The organism is Streptomyces sp. MS06 (genome assembly GCF_047200655.1).
Classification (GTDB): Bacteria; Actinomycetota; Actinomycetes; order Streptomycetales; family Streptomycetaceae; genus Streptomyces.
Genome location: NZ_JBJZOJ010000093.1, coordinates 1 through 20,619, shown reverse-complemented (window position 1 = coordinate 20,619; position 20,619 = coordinate 1). Strand labels below are relative to the sequence as shown.

Below are 20,619 nucleotides of genomic sequence, written 5' to 3'. Positions count from 1 at the left end.
GTTCAGGAGGTTGGCCAGGGTCTCGTTGCTCATGGGGGTCCCCTCTGGGTCGATCAGGCGGTCGGCGGGAGCGGATCAGGCCGACAGGGGCCAGGTCGGCATGGACTTGCTCTTCCAGGTCGCGTTGGCCACCCCGGCGAACGAGCCGTACCAGGCGATCACCGCGGTGATCAGCCCGACCCAGCCGCCCGTGTGGCTGATGGACGGCTCCTGCGCCAGTTCTCCGATGGTCAGCAGCAGGAAGGTCACCGACAGCGCCGAGAACAGGGCCAGCAGGAGACCGCTGATCCGGGTGGTGACGACGGTCATGTAGACCGTGAAGACGGTCCAGGCCAGCAGGAACAGGCCGGTCGCCTGGTAGGCGTGGGCCGCCGGAAGGTGCGGGGCGACGTACTTGACGTACGCGGCGAAGGACAGCCAGAAGGAACCGTACGAGGTGAACGCCAGCGCGCCGAACGTGTTGTTCTTGCGGAACTCCCACATTCCGGCCAGCACCTGGGCGATGCCGCCGTACCACAGCGCGAGCGGCAGTACCACGGCCTCCAGCGCACCGTCCTTGATCAGGTCGGCGTTGAAGACCGAGAGCACGAAGGTGGTGAGGGCGAACGCCGCCAGGCCCAGCGGCCCCGGGTCGGCGATCGGCGCGTGCGGCGTCGGCTGACCGGTGGCGTTGTCGGTGGCGGCCGGCGCGGCGGCCTGCCCCTCGGCGGGCGTCTCGAGCTGGGACATGACGGGGTACTCCTCGGTACTCGGGTGCGTGCCTCGGGCGTGGCCGGGGCACGGCGGGTGCGGAAACCAGGCGGTGTCGACGGACGGTGCGCGGCGGACGCGGGCCGGCTCCAGGGTGGGGGTCGGGTGCCGCGACTCTTCCGCGCGAGCCCGCGTACGGTCCGGTGCCGCTCCCGGTCCGGGAGTACGGTTCGGCCGGCCGGGCGTTCCGCGGCGACTCGCTCTGGCCGGTTACTGTGCGCCCCGCGTGGCCTGGTCGGGACCCCTCGTGCGGTACTCGTCGATCAGCGGTGCGTGCGGCGCGACGGGCGGCCGCGGCCCCGGGACGAACGGTCGCCTCCCGCCGCCGAGTGGTCGGCCGCACTGGCCGCCAGTTCCTCCGGCACGTGCAGGCGGGCCAGCATCACCGACGCCCCGACCGGCACCCGGGCACGCGTGGCCAGGGAGACGCCCACCATGGTCAGGAACGCCGCCGGCACGCTCCAGGCGGCGGGCTGGGCGAGCAGGGTCCCGCCCCAGCCCGGCCCGCCCGCCCGCAGCAGCGTGGCCGTGGCCGCGGCCAGCGCCGATCCGCCGCCCACCAGCATCCCGGCCACGGCCCCCGGCGCGGTCAGCCGCCGCCACCAGATCCCCAGCACCAGCAGGGGACAGAACGTGGAGGCGGCCACCGAGAAGACCAGGCCGACCTCGTGGGCCACCGACACACCGCTCCGCGACAGCAGCAGCGCGATCCCGCAGGGTGCCAGTACGGCCACCGCGGCGGCCCGGCGGAATCCCCGCACGTCGCCGCCGACGAGGTCCTGGGAGAGCACGGCGGCCACCGACAGGGCCAGCCCGGAACACGTCGACAGGAAGGCGGCGAAGGCGCCCGCGACCACCAGCGCCGTCAGGAGCTGCCCCGCGGTGCCCGGGACCAGCCGCGCCGGAAGCAGCAGCACCACGGTGTCCGCCCTGCCCTGCCCGGCGAGGCCCGGTGCGAAGATCCGCCCGAGCCCGCCGTACACCTCGGGCAGCAGGTAGAACACCCCGAGGAGGCCGAGGACACCGACCGTGGTGCGGCGGGCCGCCCGGCCGTCCGGGTTGGTGTAGAAGCGGGCGATGACGTGCGGCAGCCCCATCGCCCCGAGGAAGGTGGCCACCATCAGCGAGTACAGCGAGTACAGCTGGTGGCCACCGGCAGGCTGCACGGGCGGGACACCCGCGGAGGCGACCGCGGCGGTCCCGCCGGGATGTCGGACGCCGTGCCAGACCAGCAGCAGGACGACCGCCGGGACCGCGAGCGCGGTCAGCTTCAGCCAGAACTGGAACGCCTGGACCAGGGTGACGCTGCGCATACCGCCGGCGATCACGCTCACCAGCACCACCACCGACACCAGCACGGCGCCCGACCAGGGAGGTGCCCCGAGGACCGTGTGCAGCGCCAGACCCGCGCCCTGCAACTGCGGTATCTGGTAGAGCCAGCCGATCAGCACCACGAACACGGTGGCCACCCGCCGCACGCCCAGCGACCCCAGACGCGCCTCGGCGAAGTCGGAGACGGTGTACGCCCCCGACCGGCGCAACGGCGCGGCCACCAGGACGAGCAGGACGAGATAGCCCGCCGTGTACCCGATGCCGTACCAGAGCATGGTGCTCCCGTACGCCACCACGAGCCCCGCGATGCCCAGGTAGGAGGCGGCCGAGAGGTACTCGCCGCTGATCGCCGCGGCGTTCCGCAACGGCGAGACGGTACGGGAGGCGACGTAGAAGTCGGGCGTGGAGCGGGACCTGAGGCCGTAGCCGCCGAGGGCCACCGTGACGGTCACCACCAGCAGCACGGCGATCAGGTTCTGTGCGGCACTCATGAACGGTGGACGTGTTCGGCGAAGTCGCGTTCGTTGCGCTCGGCCCGACGCACGTAGCAGGCCCCGGCGGCCACCAGGAGCGCGTACACCGGCGGCCCGAGGACCAGCCAGGGCAGGCCGACGCCCCACAGCCGGCCCTCGCGCAGCGCGGGAACGTACGCCAGCAGCGGCGGCAGGCAGGCGAGCGGCAGGCAGACGGCGGCGCAGACCAGCAGTCCGAGCCGCAACTGGCCGCGGATCAGTGCCCGCACGTACACCTCGCCGAGCGCCGTCTGCTCGTGGATGTCCCGCACCGCGGTGTGCCGCACTCCGGGCCGGGCGGCCTGGGTGCGCGGATGGGTGACCGTGACGCGGCGCTGCGGCTCACCCATCGGGGGCCGCCCTCCCCTGCGGCGGCGGGCCGGGCCGGGACAGCAGCAGGTCGCGCAGCCTCCGGCTGCTGCGGCGGCTGACCGGCAGCAGGACACCGGCCACGCGCACCGACAACCGCCCCTCGTCGGTCAGCAGCTCCTCGATGTGGTCGGTCGCCACGAGGTGGCGGCGGTGCACCCGCACGAACCCGGCGTCCTGCCACTCCTCCTCCAGCGTGGACAGCGGCACCCGCAGCAGATGGCTGCCGGACGCCAGGTGCAGGCGCACGTAGTCGCCGCACGCCTCGACGTGCCGCACCTCGGAACGGTGGATGAACCGGGTCACACCGGACAGCTCTACGGGGATCACCTGGTCACCCGGGCGTGCCGGCACCGGCACGGACGGCTCCGCGGGGGCCGCGGGCCCGGGCTCCTGGCGGTCCGCGCCGGCCTGCCGCTCGGCGATCCGCCGGACCGCCTCGGCGAGCCGCTCGGTGCGCACCGGTTTCAGGAGGTAGTCGACGGCCCGTACCTCGAAGGCGGGCACCGCGAAGTCGTCGTAGGCGCTGACGAACACCACCGGCGGCGGCTCCGCGAACCGGGAGAGGACCCTGGCCACGTCCAGGCCGTCCAGGCCGGGCATGCGCACGTCCAGGAAGACCGCGTCCACGGCGCGGTCCTCCTCCAGCGCACGGTCCAGCGCGCGCAGCACCTCGACGCCGTCGACCGCGGACTCCACGGGACCGATGCCCGGGATCAGCCCCAGCAGGTAGACCAGCTCGTCCAGCGCGTGCGGCTCGTCGTCGGCCACCAGGATGCGCAGCATGGGGGAGTGTGGCCATCGCGCGCGCAACGGGTCAATCACCCCAGGAGTGTGGTATTGGCCACACGGCGGCGGGCCGGCGGTCACCGGAGCGCGTCGGGCCGGCCGGGAACGTGTTCCCGGCCGACCGCCGGGGCCGTCACACCCGCACGGTACTTCGGCACCCGGACGCGGACCTTGGTACCGGCCCCGGGCGCCGTCTCGATCACCAGCCCGTAGGCGTCCCCGTACACCTGCCGCAGGCGGGCGTCGACGTTCCCGAGCCCCACCCCGCCCGAACCGGTGCCGCCCGGCGTCCCGGTCCCTCCCGCGGCCAGCACCCGCCGCAGCTCCTCGGGGTCCGCGCCGGTCCCGTCGTCCTCCACGGTGATGTGCGCCTCGGCGCCCGCGTCCGCCGCGATCACGGTGATCTGCCCCGGCCCGGGCTTGCCCTCGAAGCCGTGCCGCACCGCGTTCTCCACCAGCGGCTGCACGCACAGGAACGGCACCGCCACCGGCAGCACCTCCGGGGCCGCCTGCACGTCGACGCGCAGCCGGCTGCCGAAGCGCGCCTGCTCCAGCAGCAGGTACTGGCCGATGGAGCGGAACTCCTCCGCGAGGGTGGTGAACTCGCCGTGCCGGCGGAACGAGTAGCGGGTGAAGTCGGCGAACTCCAGCAGCAGTTCGCGGGCGCGTTCGGGATCGGTGCGCACCAGCGAGGCGATCGCGGTGAGCGCGTTGCACGAGAAGTGCGGCGAGATCTGCGCCCGCAGCGCCCGCAGCTCGGCCTCCACCAGGCGGGTGCGGGAGCGGTGCAGTTCGGCGAGTTCCAGCTGGCCGGACATCCAGCGGGCCACCTCCCCGGTCGCCCGGACCAGCCCCGCCGAGACCTTCGGTCCGTACGCCAGCAGCGTGCCCTCGACACGGTCCTCCACGACCAGCGGGGCCACGACCGCGTCCCGGACGTCGCAGTGCGCCTGCCCGCACCACACCCGGTCCGCCCCGACCACCACGGTCCGGCCGCCGCCGAGTACCTCCGAGGCATGGTCCAGGACCTGCGGGGCGTGGTGCTTGCGGGCACCGTCCCAGGTCAGCAGGCGCTCGGTGTCCGTGACGGCCAGCGCGGGAACGCCGAGCAGCTCCCGCAGGTGCCGTGCGGCCGCGCCGGCCGACGCCTCCGTCAGCCCGCCGCGCAGCGCCGGCGCCGCGAGGGACGCACGGTGCAGCGCCTCGAACGCCGCCTGCCCGGCCCGCCCGTCGAAACCCGGATGCCGGTGCAGCCACGCGCGCTGCCGCAGTTTGCCCGCCATGCACGACACGGTAACCCGTTCCGCCGCGGCGCCGGGACCGTCCGGCACCCCGCGCCCACCGGCACGCGGCGCCGGCACCCGCCGGGACGCCCGCCCTCCGGCCCCGCCCGGCGGCCGGCGGTCAGCAGATACGGGGCAGCTGCTCACCCAGCGGCATGTCCACGATGCGCCGGGCACCCACCAGGGTGCGCAGCGTCACCCGCCCCGCGGGCCCCCGCGGCGCCACCTCGCCGATCCGCACGGCCTGCGCGCCCTCGGGCAGCGACCGCAGCGCGTCCAGCGCCGCACCGGCCGCGGCGGGCGCCACGAACGCGACCAGGCAGCCCTCGTTGGCGACGACCAGCGGGTCCAGCCCCAGCAGGTCGCAGGCCGCGGAGACCGGCTCGGGCACCGGAACGGCCCGCTCCTCGATCTCGACGGCGACCGACGAGTCCCGGGCGATCTCGTTGAGGGCGGCGGCCAGCCCGCCCCGGGTCGGGTCGCGCAGCACGTGGACCGCCCCGCCGAGCGGGGCGAGGGCCCGCACCAGCCGGTGCAGGGGACGGGTGTCGGACGCGATCGCGCTCTCGAAGCCGAGGCCCTCGCGGGTGCTGAGCACCGTCGTTCCGTGCAGCCCCACCGGCCCCGACAGCAGCACCGCGTCGCCGGGCCGCGCCGCCGCGGCCGACGGGCACAGCCCGTCGTGCCGCTTCCCGACGCCCGTGGTCGTGACGAACAGCCGGTCCACCGCGCCCCGCCCGACCACCTTGGTGTCCCCGGTGATCACCGGCACGCCGGCCCGCTGCGCGGACTCGCCCAACGAGGCTGCCACGGCCCGCAGTTCCGTGAGCGGCAGGCCCTCCTCCATGATGAGCGACACGGACAGCGCCAGCGGCCACGCACCCCGCATGGCCAGGTCGTTCACGGTGCCGTGCACCGAGAGGGAGCCGATGTCGCCGCCGGGGAAGAACAGCGGGCTGACGACGAAGCCGTCGGTGCTCATCACCAGCTCCGGACGGCCCGGCAGCAGCGCCGCGTCCTCCAGCGGTCCGGGCGCGCCGCCGAGCGCCGGCAGCACCAGCGTGTCCAGGAGTTCGGCGGTGAGGCGGCCGCCGGCACCGTGGCCGAGCAGCACCACCTCGTCCTCGTGGCGGGGTGCGGGACACTCGACGGTCATGCCGGACTCCTCGTCGCGGTGCGGCCGGCCGCGTGGAAGGCGGCACAGGTGCCCTCGGACGACACCATCGGCGCGCCCAGGGGAGTGCGGGGGGTGCAGCGGGTGCCGTAGGCGGCGCAGTCCGTGGGCAGCCTCGCCCCGGTGAGGATCGCCCCCGCGATGCACTCCGGGTCCTCGGCGGGGTTGAGGCCGCCCACCTCGAAGCGGAGGGCCGCGTCGAAGGACCGGAACTCCGGGCTGAGTTCGAGCCCGCTCGCGGGCAGCGCGCCGATGCCGCGCCAGGCCCGGTCGGTGATCCGGAAGACGCGGCGCACCGCGTCCTGCGCCTCGGTGTTGCCGGCGCGCCGGACCGCCCGCACGTACTGGTTCTCCACCTCGTGCCGCCCGGACTCCAGTTGCCGCACCGCCATCAGGATCCCCTCCAGCAGGTCCAGCGGTTCGAACCCGGTCACCACGATCGGCACCCGGTAGCGTTCCGCGATCGGCTCGTACTCCGTCCAGCCCATCACCGCGCACACGTGCCCGGCCGCGAGGAACGCCTGCACCTCGCAGTCCGGGTCGTCCAGCAGCGCGGTCATCGCCGGCGGCACCAGGACGTGGCTGACCAGCACCGAGAAGTTCGCCAGGCCGAGGCGGGCCGCGTGCAGCACGGCCATCGCGTTGGCGGGTGCGGTCGTCTCGAAGCCGACGGCCAGGAACACCACCTCGCGGTCCGGGTCCGCCGCGGCCAGCCGCACCGCGTCCATCGGGGCGTACACCACCCGTACGTCCGCGCCGCGCGCCCGCAGCGACAGCAGGTCGGTGCGCGAGCCGGGCACCCGCAGCATGTCCCCGAAACTGGTCAGCACCACGCCGGGCCGGGCGGCGACGGCCATGGCCCGGTCCAGCGTCTCCAGCGGGGTCACGCAGACCGGGCAGCCCGGGCCGTGGATCATCCGCATCCCGGCCGGCAGCAGCTCGTCGATGCCCTGCCGGACCAGGGTGTGCGTCTGGCCGCCGCACACCTCCATGATCCGCCAGGGGCGGGTGGCGGTGTGCCGCAGCTCGTCCAGCAGCCGGCGGGCGAGGACGGGGTCGCGGTACTCGTCGAGGTACTTCATCGGTGGGTCAGATCGAGCCGGATGTCCACCACGCCCTCCACCGCGCGGACCGCACGGGCGATCACCGGCACGAGCGTCCGCTCGGGCAGCGAACCGCCGAGGGTGACGACGCCCTCGGCCACCGACACCGACAGCTCGGAGACCACCGGCAGCTGGGTGAGCACGCTGTTGCGGATCTCCTCGGCGATCTCCTCGTCCGAGCGCAGGAACACCTTCAGCAGGTCGCTGCGGCTGACCACGCCCTGCAGCAGGCCGACGCCGTCGACCACCGGCAGCCGCTTGACGTGCCGGCGCGCCATGATGCGGGCCGCCTCGGGAAGCGTGGCGTCCGCGTGCACGGTCACCGCCGGCGTGCTCATCAGGTCGCCCGCGCTCAGCCCGCCCGCCTTGACGCGCTCCGCCGGGTCGCCTTCGTCGGTGTCGCGGAACTCCTCCTTCGCCAGCAGGTCCGCCTCCGACACCACCCCCACGACCCGGCCCTCGCCGGCGAGCACCGGTACCGCGCTCACCTTCCACTGGTCGAGCAGCTCGGCGACCTCCTTGAAGGACGCCTCGCTGCCGACGGCAACGACCGTCTGCGTCATCACATCGCTGACGGTGAACGGGGAATCAGCCATGGCAGCCTCCTCGGGTACGGACGACCGTGAGGTCGAGGAAATGGGTGGAACAGGAGATGCAGGGGTCGTGGTTGCGGATCGCGCGTTCGCACAGCGCGGTCAGCGCCTCGTCACCCGGGTCGCCCTCGCGGACGGCGCGCTGCGCCAGCCGCCGCAGGTCGTCCTCGATGGCGCCCTGGTTCTGGGCGGTGGGCGGCACCAGCAGCGCGCCGGTCACCAGGCCGTCGCCGTCCAGGGAGTAGCGGTGGTACAGCAGCCCGCGCGGTGCCTCGGTGGCTCCGTGCCCGACACCCGCGACCGGCGGCACCTCCGTGTACGGGCGGTCGGGCGGCTCGTAGCGGTCGATGATCCGCAGCGCCTCCTCCACCGCGTACACCGTCTCCACCGCCCGCACCAGGATCGACCGGTACGGGTTGCGGCACACGGCGCCCTCGCCGGGATCGCCCAGCCCGGCCGCGACGGCGGCCTGCTGGGCCACCGGCGACAGCCGCCGCCCGCCGATCGCGAACCGCGCCAGCGCGCCGGTGAGATGGAGCCTGCCGTCCAGCCGGGACTGCAGGGCCGTCGAGTGCGGCACCTGGGTCTCCCGCACGTGCGCGGTGAAGTCCCGCACCGGGAACGAGCCGGTCGTGCCGTCGGCTCGCAGCACGGTCGGGGTGCCGCCCTCGATGGCGTACGTGTCCGGTTCGGCCAGCGCCAGCAGGTCGGCGTCGGTGCGGGCGTCGGGGAAGTCGAAGCCGGCCACCCAGTGCAGGGTGCCCCAGGCGTCGTCCAGGGCCCGCCGCAACTGCTCGGCGAGCGGACGCAGTTCGTCCCGGGTCGGCGCCCGGTGGAAGCCGCCGAGACGCACGTTGACCGGGTGCACGGCCCGCCCGCCCAGCAGTTCCATCACCGCGTTGCCCGCCCGCTTCAGCCGCAGCCCCCGCTCCACCTCCGCCCGGTGCGTGCGGGCCAGCTCGATCGCGCCGTCCCGGCCGAGGAAGTCCGGGGCGTGCAGCAGGTGGATGTGCAGCGTCTGGCTCTCGATCCACTCCCCGCAGTACAGCAGCCGGCGCAGGTCGCGGACCGCCGGGCCGACCTGCACGCCGCAGGCGTCCTCGATCGCCGCGCAGGCGCTCATCTGGTAGGCGACCGGGCAGATCCCGCACACCCGGGCGGTGATGTCGGGCGGTTCGGTGTGGGCCCGCCCGCGCAGGAACGCCTCGAAGAACCGCGGGGGTTCGTAGATCTGCAGTTGCGCCTCGGTGACCGTGCCGTCGTGCACGCGCAGGCTGAGCGCTCCCTCCCCCTCGACCCGGGAGAGCGCGCCGACGTGCAGGAGCCGGGATCCGCGGTGCGTCACGGGGGGACCTCCTCGTCGAAGGCGGAGCCGTTGAAGGAGTGCAGCAGCCGCCGTACGCCGTCGTCGTCCAGGCCGTCGCTGCGCAGCCGCGGGATCAGCGCGGGAAGGTTCACCGACCCGGACGGCCCGAAGCATCCGTAGCAGCCGCGGCCGAACGCCGGGCACAGCGCACCGCACCCGGCGTGGGTCACCGGGCCGAGGCAGGGGGTGCCGTGGGCGACGGTGACGCAGACGGTGCCGCGCCGCTTGCACTCGAAGCACACGCTGTGGTCCGGCACGTCCGGCTTGCGCCCGGCGAGGAACGCCGTGACGACCTCCAGGAGCTGGCGCCGGTCGATCGGGCAGCCGCGCAGCTCGAAGTCGACGTCCACATGGGCGGAGACGGGAGTGGAGGTGGCGAGGGTGGCGATGTACTCCGGGCTGGCGTAGACGGTGCGCCGGTACTCCTCCACGTCCGCGAAGTTCCGCAGGGCCTGGATGCCGCCGGCCGTCGCGCAGGCGCCGATGGTCACCAGACGGCGGGAGGCGGCCCGGATCGCGCGGACGCGTGCGGCGTCCTCGGCGGTGGTGACCGAGCCCTCCACCAGCGACAGATCGTACGGGCCGGGCTCCACCGCGCTGGACGCCTCCAGGAAGTGCGAGATCCGAACCCGGTCGGCGAGGGCGAGCAGTTCGTCCTCGCAGTCCAGGAGGGTGAGCTGGCAGCCGTCGCAGGACGCCAGTTTGAACACCGCGAGCGTGGGCTCGTCCATCACAGCTCCCTCACCGCGAGCAGGGGTGCGGCACGGTCCCAGCCGACCACCGGGCCGTCCCGGCACAGCAGCAGGGGCCCGAGCTGGCAGTGCCCGCAGTGCCCGGTCGCGCACCGCATGTTCCGCTCCAGCGAGACGCGGATCCGCTCGGCCGCGACCCCCCGCTCCGTCAGATCGCGGGCGGCGGCGCGGATCATCGGCTCCGGCCCGCAGACGAACGCCCACGCGGTGCCCGGGTCGAACGGGGCACGGTCCAGCAGCGAGGTGACCATGCCGACGTCCCCGCGCCAGCCGTCGCCGGGGCGGTCGACCGTGACACCGGTGTACCCGGTCGCCCAGCCCGCCGTCTCCCGCGGCGCGATCAGATCGTCCGGGGTGCGCGCGCCCACCAGCACGCTGAGCCGGCCGTAGCGCGCCGGTTCGGCCAGGACGCGCAGGACCAGCGGCCGCAGCGGGGCGAGACCGATGCCTCCGGCGACCACCACCACGTCCCGGCCGCGGGCCCGCTCCGGCTCCCAGCCGGTGCCGTACGGGCCGCGGACCCCGAGCACGTCCCCGACCCGGGCCGCGCACAGTCCGGAGGAGACGGCGCCGACCGCGCGGACGGTGTGCGCGAGACCGCCGGTGCTCGGCACGGAGCTCACCGACAGGGGGATCTCGCCGCGGCCGAAGCAGTGCACCATCGCGAACTGCCCGGGCGCGAACGCGACCGGCGGCGCCCCCTCCGGTTCGATCCGCAGCGTCACCGTGTCGGCGGTCTCCTGCCGGCGGCCGACCACCCGGTGCGGCACCGGGAGTTCCGTCATCGCCCGCCCCCGCTTCCGGTGGGGCCGTACAGGTCGAGCAGGCGGGTCCGGGCCGCGCCCAGACGATGGGCGAGCACCCGGCCCACCCAGTGCTCCACGGCCCGCCCGAACTCGGGGTCGTCGCGGCACATCAGCCGGACCGCGGCCGCGTCGAACTCGTGCGCGTGCACCGCCGTGAGCGTCTCCGCGCCCAGCTGCCACACATACGGTTCGAACAGCCACGACCAGCCGACGAGGTCGCCCTCGCCGAGCGTCTCCACCACCGGCGCGCGGCGTCCCGGCACGTGCAGGTCGAGCGCGACGATGCCGTCCCGCACGATCCAGAAGCGGTCGGCGTGCCCGCCCTCCTCGAACAGCCGGACGCCCGGCGGGAAGCGGACGTCGCTGCACACCCGCAGCAGCCGCTCGCGGTGCGCGGCGGGCAGCGCGTGGTTGACGCGCAGGGCGGTCGAAGGGTTCATCGCTCCTCATCCCTTCCGCTGCGGGACCGCCGCTCCTCGTCCAGCGCGGCGGCCTCCTCGGTCAGGTCGATGCCGACCGGGCACCAGACGATGCAGCGTCCGCAGCCGACGCATCCGGAACTGCCGAACTGGTCGTACCAGGTGGAGAGTTTGTGGGTGAGCCACTGCCGGTAGCGGCTGCGGCCCGAGGCCCGCACGGGCCCGCCGTGCAGGCCCGAGAAGTCCAGGTCGAAACAGGAGTCCCAGCGCTGCCAGCGCTCGCTGTGGTCGCCGGTGAGGTCGGTGACCTCCTCGGTGGTCGTGCAGAAGCAGGTCGGACACACCATCGTGCAGTTCCCGCAGGTCAGGCAGCGTTCGGCGACATCGTTCCAGCGTTCGGCGTCCGGATCCGCGACCAGCAGCTCCCGCAGGTCCACCGGCGGCAGGGAGCGCCCCATCCGGTCCCGGGCGGCGTCGACGGCCGCCCGGGCGCCGCTCTCGGTGGCCGGGTCGGCCGGCCGGTGCGGCACCCTCTCCAGCAGCCGTTCGCCCTCCTCGCTGCCGGCCCGCAGCAGGAACCGGTGCCCGCCGTCGCCGGTCAGCTCCGTCAGCGCCAGGTCGTAGCCAGCGTCCGCGGCGGGCCCGCCGCCGGCGGACACGCAGAAGCAGGTCGCGCCCGGTTCGGTGCACTCCGCGGCGATCAGCAGGGCGCGCTCCCGGCGCGCCCCGTACCCGCTGTCCGCGAAGCGTCCGCCGGTCAGCACCCGGTCCTGGATGGCGATGGCCCGCAGATCGCAGGGGCGCACGCCGAGGAAGGCGTACGACGGCGCCTGCGGGTCCTCCTCGGTGTACCGCACCCCGCCGTCCGGTGTCCGGTCGGCACTCCACAGCCGCTCGCGCTGCGGATGCAGCCAGTTCTTCCAGGACTGAGGTCCGGCGCTGTGCGCGAAAGCCGCCCCGTCCTCCCGGCGCACCAGACGGTACCGCCCGGCCTCCAGCTCGACGCCCCAGCCGAAGGGCAGCTCGCCGGCCGAGGCCAGCTCGGCCAGCACCACCGCGCCGTCCCGGACGGTCGGACCGACGACGGTCCGCCCCTGAGACACCAGTTCCGAGACCAGGGCGTCCAGCCCGGCCCGGTCCACCACCACGGGCGCTGCGGCGACGGTCATAACGGTCCTCCCGTCCTGGACGGCTCCGAATCCGCTGCGTGCCTCCATCCCCAAGCTTCCGGCCCGCGTCCGGCCCCGGGGCAGGGGCCGACCGGCCCTGCCCCGGGGCCGGCCGGATCACCCGGCGGTCACGGCAGGGGCTCGCCCAGCTCCCCCTCCACCGCGTCCGCCATCGCCCGCAGCACCCGAAGCGTCCGCTGCGCCTCCGCCTCGTCCACCAGGGTGATCGCGAAGCCGACGTGCACCACGACGTAGGCGCCGACTCCGGCGTCCGGTGTGCAGCTCAGGCACACCTCGCGGCGGACGCCGCCGAAGTCGACGGTGGCCATCCGCAGTCCGCTGTCGTCGTGGACCTCCACCACCCGCCCCGGGATGCCCAGGCACATGACCGCTCACCCCTCCCCGGCCAGCCGTGCGGCCGCGACCGCGGCCTGGCCGTAGCTGATTCCGCCGTCCCCGACCGGCACCCGGCCGCCCACCAGCACCCGCAGGCCCTCCGCGTGCAGCCGCCGCCGCACCTCCGTCAGCAGCCGGCGGTTGACGAAGCAACCGCCGCCCAGGCACACCGTGCGGGGCGCACCCTCGGCCACCGCCCGGGCGACGAGGTCGGCGGTGGCGATGGCCAGCGTGGTGTGGAAGGCCGCGGCCAGCAGGGCGGGCGGCTCCCCGTCCAGCCGCCTGCGCAGCAGATCGGCCACGGTGGGCGTGGAGTCGTACACCCACAGGCCGCCGGCGCGCACCACGCGGTGGGCCAGCGGTACGGCGTGCTCCTCGCCCGCCGCGGCCTCCAGCAGCACCGCCGCCTCGCCCTCGTAGCTCACCCGGTCGGCCAGCCCGAGCAGTGCGGCGGCCGTGTCGAACAGCCGCCCCGCGCTGGAGGCGCGCGGACAGTTCACCCGCCGGGCCACCATGCCGCGCACCGCCGTCGCCTCACCGCCGTCCAGGCGTTCGGTGTACGCCCGGACCAGCCGCGGGTGCGGGCGCGCCGAACCCAGCTCCTCGGACCCCAGCAGATGGCCGAGCGCGGTACGGGAGGGGTGGCGAACCGCCGCCTCACCGCCCGGCAGCGGCGCGGTGGAGAACCTGCCGACCCGGCGGTAGCCGCTCAGCGTGGCGAGGAGGATCTCACCGCCCCACAGGGTGCCGTCGTCGCCCAGTCCGAGTCCGTCGTAGGCCACCCCCAGGAACGGGCCGCGCACCCCGTGCTCGGCCGCGCAGGCCGCCACGTGCGCGTGGTGGTGCTGCACTCCCGTGCGGGGCAGCGGCTGCGCCTTCGCCCACTGGGTGGACAGGTATCCGGGGTGCAGATCGTGCGCGAGGACGGACGGTGCGATGCCGGTCAGGTGCTCCAGGTGCTCGTAGGAGGCCAGGAACGCCTCGTACGTCGCGACGTCGGCCAGGTCGCCGGTGTGCGGCCCGAGATGGGCGCTGCCGTGCGCGGCCAGCGTGAAGGTGTGCTTCAGCTGCGCGCCCGCGCCGGCGACCGGCTGCCCCACCGCCATCGGCAGCGGAGCCGGGGCCAGCCCGCGCGCCCGGCGGACCGTGACGCGGGTGCGTCCGGCGAACTGCACGACGGAGTCGTCGTAGCGGGAGCGGATGGGCCGGTCGTGGGTGAGGAATCCGTCGGCGACGCCGTCCAGGGTCCTGCGGGCGTCGGTGTCGTCCACGGCGATCGGCCCGCCGACCGGGTTGCCGCTGGTGACGACGAGCGGCCGGGCGAGCGCGTCGAGCAGAAGATGGTGCAGGCCGGTTGTCGGGAGGAACAGGCCGACGCGCCGCAGCCCGGGATGCACCCCGGGCGCGAGCGGCGGCACCCCCCGCCACCGCTGCCGGGCCAGCAGCACCACGGGCCGCTCGGGCGACGTCAGCGCGGCCAGCTCCGCCGCGCCGATCCGGGCCAGTCGGGCCGCCGCGGGCACGTCGGGGACCATCACCGCGAACGGCTTCGCCGGCCGGTGCTTGCGCCGCCGCAACTCGGCCACCGTCCGGGCGTCGGTCGCGTCGCAGACGAGCTGGTAGCCGCCCAGCCCCTTCACCGCCACGATCCGGCCCTCGCCCAGCGCCTCCACCGCCGCACGCAGTGCCGCCTCCCCGCGCAGCGCCTCCCAGGCCGCCGTCGGACCGCAGTCCGGGCAGGCGACGGGCTCGGCGTGGAAGCGGCGGTCCCGCGGATCGGCGTACTCGGCCGCGCAGGCCGCGCACAGCGGAAAGCGGCGCATCGTGGTCTGCGCCCGGTCGTAGGGCAGGCTCTCGATGATCGTGGCGCGCGGTCCGCAGTCCGTGCAGTTGATGAACGGGTAGCGGTGGCGCCGGTCGCGGGGATCGCGCAGCTCGCGCAGGCAGGCGTCGCAGATCGCGGTGTCCGGCGGCACCTCCCTGGGCCGGGGGCCCGCGGCGCCGGCGACGCTGGGCCGCACCCGGAACCCGGGCCCGCGCCCGGCACCGAGGGCGGTGTGGACCAGCCGCACCCGGCGCACCCGGGCCAGGGCGGGCGCGTCGGCCCGCAGCCTCGCGGCGAACTCGTCGATCGCCCGGGACGGCCCGGCGACCTCGCCCTCCACGTGCCCGTCGACGTTGGCCACCCAGCCGTCCAGGCCGAGCGCGGCCGCCGTCCGGTACACGAACGGCCGGAATCCGACGCCCTGGACGACTCCGTCGACCTCGAACCGCCGTACGGTCATGCCCGCCTCCCGGCCGCCGGGTCCCGGTGGGCCGCGTCACGGTAGGCGGCCAGCTCGTCCTCGACGGCGACGGCGACGGTGTCCACCCGGGCGGCGACGGCGGGGGAGAGGCCGCGGCCGAAGGAGCCGTCGGCTCCCTCCACGGCGTACACCACCAGGTGCCCGGGCAGCAGGCCCAGCACCCCGGCCAGCTCGACGGCCTCCCCCAGCCCCAGCCCGTGCGAGCTGGTGGTGGCCCGCGGCGGCCCGACGCTCCCGGCGTCCAGCGCGAGCCGGTGCACCCGGCCCGGGGTTCCCGGGTGCGCGTGCGCCGCGTCCACCACCACCGCCAGCCCCGCCCCCTCCCACAGGCCGATCAACCGCCCCGGGTCGCCGTCGCAGGTGGCCAGCACCGTGCCGGGCGGCAGCGGCCGGACCCCGGCCCGCTGCCGCAGCCGGTCCACGACGGCCCAGCCCACTCCGTCGTCGTGCCGGAAGTCGTTGCCGACGCCGACGACCGCGATCCGCTCGCCGCTGCTCATACCGTCGACCCTGCGCCGAGCCGCCCCCTGCGGGCAGGGGCCGAACGGCCCGGCCGCGGGGCCGAGCCGCCCCACCCGCGCGGTGCGGCTCGGCGGGGCGCGGGTGCCCGGCCCGCGGGCGCGGCCGTACGCTGGTCGCCGTGCACACCGGCTCCCCCGGCGAAGGACCCGCCGCCGCGGCGGCCCGGCTCACCGGGCGCGCGGTGTCCGCAGAGCGGCCGCTGTCCGCAGCGCTCGCCCAGGTGACGCTCGACGGCGGGCGGACGGTCGTCGTCAAGCGGGCCGACGACCCGCGTGCCGTGCGCGCCGAGGCGGCCGGGCTGCGCTGGCTGGCCGACGCCGGCACCGTCCGCGTCCCCTTCGTACACGGGCACGACGAACGCTGGCTGGTGAGCGACCGGGTGCCCGGCGGCCCTCCCGGCGCACAGGCGGCCGCCCGCTTCGGCCGCGACCTCGCCGCCCTGCACGCGGCCGGCGCCCCCGCCTTCGGCGCCCCGCCGCCCGGCGGCCCGCGGGACGCCGCCATCGGCCTCGCCCCCCTGCGCAACGTGCCCGGCACCGACTGGCCGCACTGGTACGCCGAGCACCGCGTCCTGCCCTACCTGCGGAGCGCGGTCGACGCCGGTACGCTGCTGCCCGCGGAGGCGGCGGTCGTGGAGCGGGTCTGCGACCGGCTCCCCGGACTGGCGGGCGAGCCCGAACCGCCCGCCCGGCTGCACGGCGACCTGTGGAACGGCAACGTGCTGTGGGGCGCCGACGGACACGTCCGGCTGATCGACCCGGCCGCGCACGGCGGCCACCGGGAGACCGATCTGGCCATGCTGCACCTGTTCGGATGCCCGTACCTGGAGCAGGTCCTGGACGGCTACCGGCACGCGGCGCCGCTCGCCGACGGCTGGCGCGAACGCATCGGCCTGCACCAGCTCTTCCCGCTCCTGGTGCACACCGTGCTGTTCGGCCGCGGCTACGCCGAGCAGGCGCTCGCCGCGGCCCGCGCCGCCCTGGCCGGCTGACCCCGCCGCCCCCACCCGGCGCCACCCGCCCCCCGGGCCCCGGCGCCACCCGCCCCGTCGGCCGCGGCCCGTCCCGCACAGGGGGCCGAACGGACCCGTGCGACGGACTGGCGGCCCATGGTCCCGGCCCTCTCGGCGGCGGGAGGCTGACGGCAGAGAGAGGCAGACCGAGCGCAGGAGGTGCGCCCCATGCTTCTGCCCGTGATCGCCGGGGTCGACGGATCCCCCGAGAGTCTCGCCGCGGCCTGCTGGGCCGCCCGGGAGGCCGACCGGAGGAGGCTTCCGCTGCGCCTGGTGCACGCCTCGGATCCGCGCCCCCGCCGGACCGGCGGCGCCTTCGGCACCGCAGGACCGGGAGAGCGGGCCCGCAGCCCCCTGCGGCAGGCGCGGGACCGCGTCCGGGCCGCCTGCCCCGGCGTCCCCCTGGACGAGCAGCAGGCCGAGGGGGACGCGACCGCGGCCCTCCTGCGCGCCGCCGAGCAGTCCGAGATGCTGGTGCTGGGCTCGCGCGGGCTGAGCGGCTTCACCGGGTTCCTGGTCGGCTCCGTCGCGCTCGGCGTGGCCGCGCGGGCCCGGCGGCCGGTGGTCCTGGTCCGGGCCGGCGAGGAAGCCGCGGACGAGCACCTCCCCGCCGCCGGCGGGGGCGGCTCCACCACCACCCGGTACCGCGACGTGGTGCTCGGCGTCGACCTCGACGCCCCCTGCGACGAACTCATCGAATTCGCCTTCGAGTCGGCCCGGACGCGTGCCGCCCGGCTCCGGGTGGTGCACGCCTGGCAGCAGTCCTCCCCGTTCGGGCTCGGCCCCGGAGAGATCGGCCTGGTCGACGGCCCGCTCCGGGCACGGGAGTGGCACGGCTTCCTGACCGCCGTACTCCAGGTGTGGCGCGAGAAGTACCCCGAGGTGGAGGTCGTCGAGACGGTGACCGAGGGCCGGGCCGCCCATCCGCTGGTCCGGGCGGCCTCCGCGGCCGGCCTGCTCGTCGTGGGCCGCCACCTCACCGGCCGGTCTCCGGGCCCGCGCACCGGGCCCGTCGCCCATTCCGTCATCCAGCACGCCGGCTGCCCTGTCGCCGTCGTCCCCCACGAGTGAGAGGCCCCGAACCTGATGAGCACGCCCACCAAGTACGTGTACGCCTTCGCCGAGGGCGGCCGGGACATGGCCGCCCTGCTCGGCGGCAAGGGAGCCGGGCTGGCCGAGATGACCCGCCTGGGACTGCCCGTGCCTCCCGGGTTCACCGTCACCACCGAGGCCTGCAAGGTCTTCCTCGCCACCGGTGAGGAGCCGCCCGAACTCGGCATCGAGGCCGCCAGGGCCCTGGCCGGCCTGGAGTCCGAGATGGGGCGCGCCCTCGGCGCGCCCGACGACCCGCTGCTGGTCTCCGTGCGCTCCGGTGCCCGCTTCTCCATGCCGGGCATGATGGAGACCATCCTCGACATCGGCCTCAACGACCACTCCGTGGCCGGGCTGGCGAAGGCCGCGGGCGACGAACGCTTCGCCTGGGACTCCTACCGGCGCCTGGTGCAGATGTTCGGCCACACGGTGATGGGGGTCGACGGCGAACTCTTCGAGAACGCCCTGGCCGCCCACAAGGCGCGCCGCGAGGTGTCCGGGGACCACGAACTCGACTCCGGCGAGCTGATGCTGCTCACCGAGGAGTACAAGGAGATCGTCCGCCGGGTCACCGGGGAGGACTTCCCGCAGGACCCCGCGGAGCAGCTGGCCCGCGCCATCCGCGCGGTCTTCGACTCGTGGAACGTGGAGCGCGCCCGGGTCTACCGCCACCGCGAGCACATCCCCGACGACCTGGGCACCGCGGTGAACGTCCAGGCGATGGTGTTCGGCAACCTCGGCCACGACTCCGGCACCGGTGTCGCCTTCACCCGCGACCCGGCCACCGGGGAGCGCGGCGTGTACGGGGACTACCTCCCCGACGCGCAGGGCGAGGACGTCGTCGCGGGCGTCCGCGACGCGCTGCCGCTGACCGAACTCAAGACGCTGGACCCCCGCGCCTACGTCGAACTCGGCGACCATCTGCGCACCCTGGAGAACCACTACCGCGACCTGTGCGACGTGGAGTTCACCGTCGAGCGCGGCAGGCTGTGGATCCTTCAGACCCGGGTCGGCAAGCGCACCGCCGAGGCGGCCTTCCGCATCGCCCACGACCTGCGCGAGGAGCGCACGCTCGACGCGGACGAGGCACTGGCCCGCGTCGACGGCACCGCCCTGACCCGGCTGATGTTCCCCCGCTTCGACACCACCCCCGCCGACGTGCCGCTCGCCCGGGGGGTGCCCGCCTCGCCGGGCGCGGCGGTCGGCGTGGCGGTCTTCGACTCCGCCGAGGCGGCGCGGCGCGCCGCGGACGGCGAGGCCGTGGTGCTGGTCCGCCGGGAGACCACCCCGGACGACCTGCCCGGCATGATCGCCGCGCAGGCGGTGCTGACCAGCCGCGGCGGGAAGACGAGCCATGCCGCCGTCGTCGCCCGCGGCATGGGCAAGGTCTGCGTGTGCGGCGCCGAGGAACTCGACGTGGACACCGGCGCCCGCCGGTTCACCGCGGCCTCCGGCACGGTCGTCCACGACGGCGACATGATCTCCGTCGACGGCACCGCCGGCACCGTCCACCTCGGCGCCCTTCCGCTCACCGACTCCGACGTCGGACGCGCCCTGGAGACCGGCACCGCCACCGGTCCGCTCACCGCGGCGGTCCTGGACGGACTCGCCCACGCCGACGCCGTACGCCGCCTCCAGGTGCGGGCGAACGCCGACACCCCCGAGGACGCGGCCCGCGCCCGCGCGCTCGGCGCGCAGGGCATCGGCCTGTGCCGCACCGAGCACATGTTCCTCGGCGAGCGCAGGGAACTCGTCGAGGCGATGATCCTCGCTCCCGACGACGCGGCCCGTGCCGAGGCCCTCGCCGCCCTGCTGCCGCTGCAGCGCGACGACTTCACCGGAATCCTCGCGGCGATGGACGGGCTGCCGGTGACGATCCGGCTGATCGACCCGCCGCTCCACGAGTTCCTGCCCGACCGCACCGAACTCGCCGTGCGGCTCGCCGGGTCCGCGCATCCCGATCCGCACGAGCGCGAACTGCTCTCCGCGGTCGAGCGCATGCACGAGGAGAACCCGATGCTGGGGCTGCGCGGCGTGCGCCTGGGACTGGCGGTCCCCGGCCTGACGGCCATGCAGGTACGGGCCGTGGCCGAGGCGGTGGTGCGGCGCCTCCGGGACGGCGGTCGCCCGCGCGCCGAGATCATGATTCCGCTGGTCGGCACGGTCGAGGAGCTGCGCCTGGCCCGCGCCGAGACGGAACGGGTCCTCGCCGAGGTGGCGGCCGAGACCGGAACCCCGCTCGACTGCCCGATCGGCACCATGATCGAGCTGCCGCGCGCCGCGCTGACCGCGGGGCGGCTGGCCGAGGTCGCCGACTTCTTCTCCTTCGGCACCAACGACCTGACCCAGACCACCTGGGGGCTGTCCCGGGACGACGCCGAGGCCTCCTTCTTCCCGCTCTACCTCGACAAGGGCGTCTTCGAGGTGTCGCCGTTCGAGACGATCGACGAGCAGGGGGTGGGGAGGCTGGTGGAAATGGCCGTCGAAGCGGGCCGCGCCGCCAACCCGCGGCTGGAGACCGGCGTCTGCGGCGAGCACGGCGGCGACCCCGACTCGATCCACTTCTTCCACCGGGCGGGCCTGGACTACGTCTCCTGCTCGCCCTTCCGGATCCCGGCCGCCCGGCTGGAGGCCGGCCGGGCCGCCCTCACCGGGTCCGCGGAGGCCGGCGACACCCGGTGACACCGCACACCCGGTGACACCGCGGCGTGCGGCCCGGCCCGCCGGCCGGACCGCACGGCGACCCGCGGCACCCGCGACCCGCGGCACCCGCGACCCGCGGCACCCGCGACCCGCGGCACCCGCGACCCGCGGCACCCGCGACCCGCGGCACCCGCGACCCGCGGCGGCTCCGGACCGCACGGTGACCCGCGG

Annotated in this window: 19 protein-coding genes; 3 read left to right on the top strand and 16 right to left on the bottom strand. The window is 75.5% G+C overall.

Going from position 1 to position 20,619, the window contains the following annotated elements:
• Nucleotides 1-75 precede the first annotated feature (75 nt).
• From ACL02U_RS31380 to ACL02U_RS31305, 16 genes are all read right to left on the bottom strand, one after another.
• Nucleotides 76-729, bottom strand: coding sequence for an acetate uptake transporter (locus ACL02U_RS31380; protein ID WP_412794391.1), 654 nt, complete (start codon nucleotides 727-729; stop codon nucleotides 76-78).
• A 284-nt stretch (nucleotides 730-1,013) separates the two neighbouring features.
• Nucleotides 1,014-2,573 carry a cation acetate symporter gene (locus ACL02U_RS31375; RefSeq protein WP_412794390.1) on the bottom strand — a complete coding sequence of 520 codons (1,560 nt, stop codon included), beginning with the start codon at nucleotides 2,571-2,573 and terminating at the stop codon, nucleotides 1,014-1,016.
• The gene (locus ACL02U_RS31370; protein WP_412794389.1) at nucleotides 2,570-2,944 is read right to left on the bottom strand and encodes a hypothetical protein; all 375 of its coding nucleotides are present in this window, start codon (nucleotides 2,942-2,944) and stop codon (nucleotides 2,570-2,572) included. The genes ACL02U_RS31375 and ACL02U_RS31370 overlap by 4 nt, the downstream gene beginning before the upstream one ends.
• Nucleotides 2,937-3,749 carry a LytR/AlgR family response regulator transcription factor gene (locus tag ACL02U_RS31365; RefSeq protein WP_412794388.1) on the bottom strand — a complete coding sequence of 271 codons (813 nt, stop codon included), beginning with the start codon at nucleotides 3,747-3,749 and terminating at the stop codon, nucleotides 2,937-2,939. Before ACL02U_RS31365 ends, ACL02U_RS31370 begins: the two co-directional genes overlap by 8 nt.
• 80 nt (nucleotides 3,750-3,829) lie before the next feature.
• On the bottom strand, nucleotides 3,830-5,035 hold the full coding sequence (locus tag ACL02U_RS31360) for a sensor histidine kinase (RefSeq protein WP_412794387.1): 1,206 nt from the start codon (nucleotides 5,033-5,035) through the stop codon (nucleotides 3,830-3,832).
• A 121-nt stretch (nucleotides 5,036-5,156) separates the two neighbouring features.
• Nucleotides 5,157-6,191 carry a hydrogenase expression/formation protein HypE gene (gene hypE / locus ACL02U_RS31355; RefSeq protein WP_412794386.1) on the bottom strand — a complete coding sequence of 345 codons (1,035 nt, stop codon included), beginning with the start codon at nucleotides 6,189-6,191 and terminating at the stop codon, nucleotides 5,157-5,159.
• The gene (hypD, locus tag ACL02U_RS31350) at nucleotides 6,188-7,291 is read right to left on the bottom strand and encodes a hydrogenase formation protein HypD (RefSeq protein WP_412794385.1); all 1,104 of its coding nucleotides are present in this window, start codon (nucleotides 7,289-7,291) and stop codon (nucleotides 6,188-6,190) included. Before hypD ends, hypE begins: the two co-directional genes overlap by 4 nt.
• The gene (locus ACL02U_RS31345) at nucleotides 7,288-7,908 is read right to left on the bottom strand and encodes a CBS domain-containing protein (RefSeq protein WP_412794384.1); all 621 of its coding nucleotides are present in this window, start codon (nucleotides 7,906-7,908) and stop codon (nucleotides 7,288-7,290) included. Before ACL02U_RS31345 ends, hypD begins: the two co-directional genes overlap by 4 nt.
• Nucleotides 7,901-9,250, bottom strand: coding sequence for a Ni/Fe hydrogenase subunit alpha (locus ACL02U_RS31340; protein WP_412794383.1), 1,350 nt, complete (start codon nucleotides 9,248-9,250; stop codon nucleotides 7,901-7,903). The genes ACL02U_RS31345 and ACL02U_RS31340 overlap by 8 nt, the downstream gene beginning before the upstream one ends.
• Complete coding sequence (locus tag ACL02U_RS31335; protein WP_412794382.1) at nucleotides 9,247-10,002, bottom strand: oxidoreductase; 756 nt, start codon at nucleotides 10,000-10,002, stop codon at nucleotides 9,247-9,249. The genes ACL02U_RS31340 and ACL02U_RS31335 overlap by 4 nt, the downstream gene beginning before the upstream one ends.
• On the bottom strand, nucleotides 10,002-10,808 hold the full coding sequence (locus tag ACL02U_RS31330; RefSeq protein WP_412794381.1) for an FAD/NAD(P)-binding protein: 807 nt from the start codon (nucleotides 10,806-10,808) through the stop codon (nucleotides 10,002-10,004). The genes ACL02U_RS31335 and ACL02U_RS31330 overlap by 1 nt, the downstream gene beginning before the upstream one ends.
• On the bottom strand, nucleotides 10,805-11,269 hold the full coding sequence (locus ACL02U_RS31325) for a Crp/Fnr family transcriptional regulator (RefSeq protein WP_412794380.1): 465 nt from the start codon (nucleotides 11,267-11,269) through the stop codon (nucleotides 10,805-10,807). The genes ACL02U_RS31330 and ACL02U_RS31325 overlap by 4 nt, the downstream gene beginning before the upstream one ends.
• The gene (locus ACL02U_RS31320; protein WP_412794379.1) at nucleotides 11,266-12,417 is read right to left on the bottom strand and encodes a 4Fe-4S dicluster domain-containing protein; all 1,152 of its coding nucleotides are present in this window, start codon (nucleotides 12,415-12,417) and stop codon (nucleotides 11,266-11,268) included. Before ACL02U_RS31320 ends, ACL02U_RS31325 begins: the two co-directional genes overlap by 4 nt.
• Nucleotides 12,418-12,545: 128 nt before the next feature.
• Complete coding sequence (locus ACL02U_RS31315; protein ID WP_412794378.1) at nucleotides 12,546-12,803, bottom strand: HypC/HybG/HupF family hydrogenase formation chaperone; 258 nt, start codon at nucleotides 12,801-12,803, stop codon at nucleotides 12,546-12,548.
• Nucleotides 12,804-12,809: 6 nt separating this feature from the next.
• Nucleotides 12,810-15,098: a carbamoyltransferase HypF gene (gene hypF / locus ACL02U_RS31310; protein ID WP_412794377.1), complete on the bottom strand. Its 2,289-nt coding sequence runs from the start codon at nucleotides 15,096-15,098 to the stop codon at nucleotides 12,810-12,812.
• Nucleotides 15,095-15,619 (bottom strand): hydrogenase maturation protease, encoded by a 525-nt coding sequence (locus ACL02U_RS31305; protein WP_412794376.1) that lies wholly within the window; start codon nucleotides 15,617-15,619, stop codon nucleotides 15,095-15,097. The genes hypF and ACL02U_RS31305 overlap by 4 nt, the downstream gene beginning before the upstream one ends.
• 140 nt (nucleotides 15,620-15,759) lie before the next feature.
• On the opposite strand from ACL02U_RS31305, the gene ACL02U_RS31300 reads away from it, so the two are divergent.
• The 3 genes from ACL02U_RS31300 to ppdK all read left to right on the top strand — a co-directional run bounded on the left by ACL02U_RS31300 (nucleotide 15,760) and on the right by ppdK (nucleotide 20,427).
• A complete protein-coding gene (locus ACL02U_RS31300) occupies nucleotides 15,760-16,632 on the top strand; it encodes a fructosamine kinase family protein (RefSeq protein WP_412794375.1) in 873 nt (290 codons plus the stop codon).
• A gap of 189 nt (nucleotides 16,633-16,821) precedes the next feature.
• Nucleotides 16,822-17,724, top strand: a complete 903-nt coding sequence (locus tag ACL02U_RS31295) for a universal stress protein (protein ID WP_412794374.1) — start codon at nucleotides 16,822-16,824, stop codon at nucleotides 17,722-17,724.
• 15 nt (nucleotides 17,725-17,739) lie between these two features.
• A complete protein-coding gene (gene ppdK / locus ACL02U_RS31290) occupies nucleotides 17,740-20,427 on the top strand; it encodes a pyruvate, phosphate dikinase (RefSeq protein ID WP_412794373.1) in 2,688 nt (895 codons plus the stop codon).
• The last annotated feature ends 192 nt before the right edge of the window (nucleotides 20,428-20,619 follow it).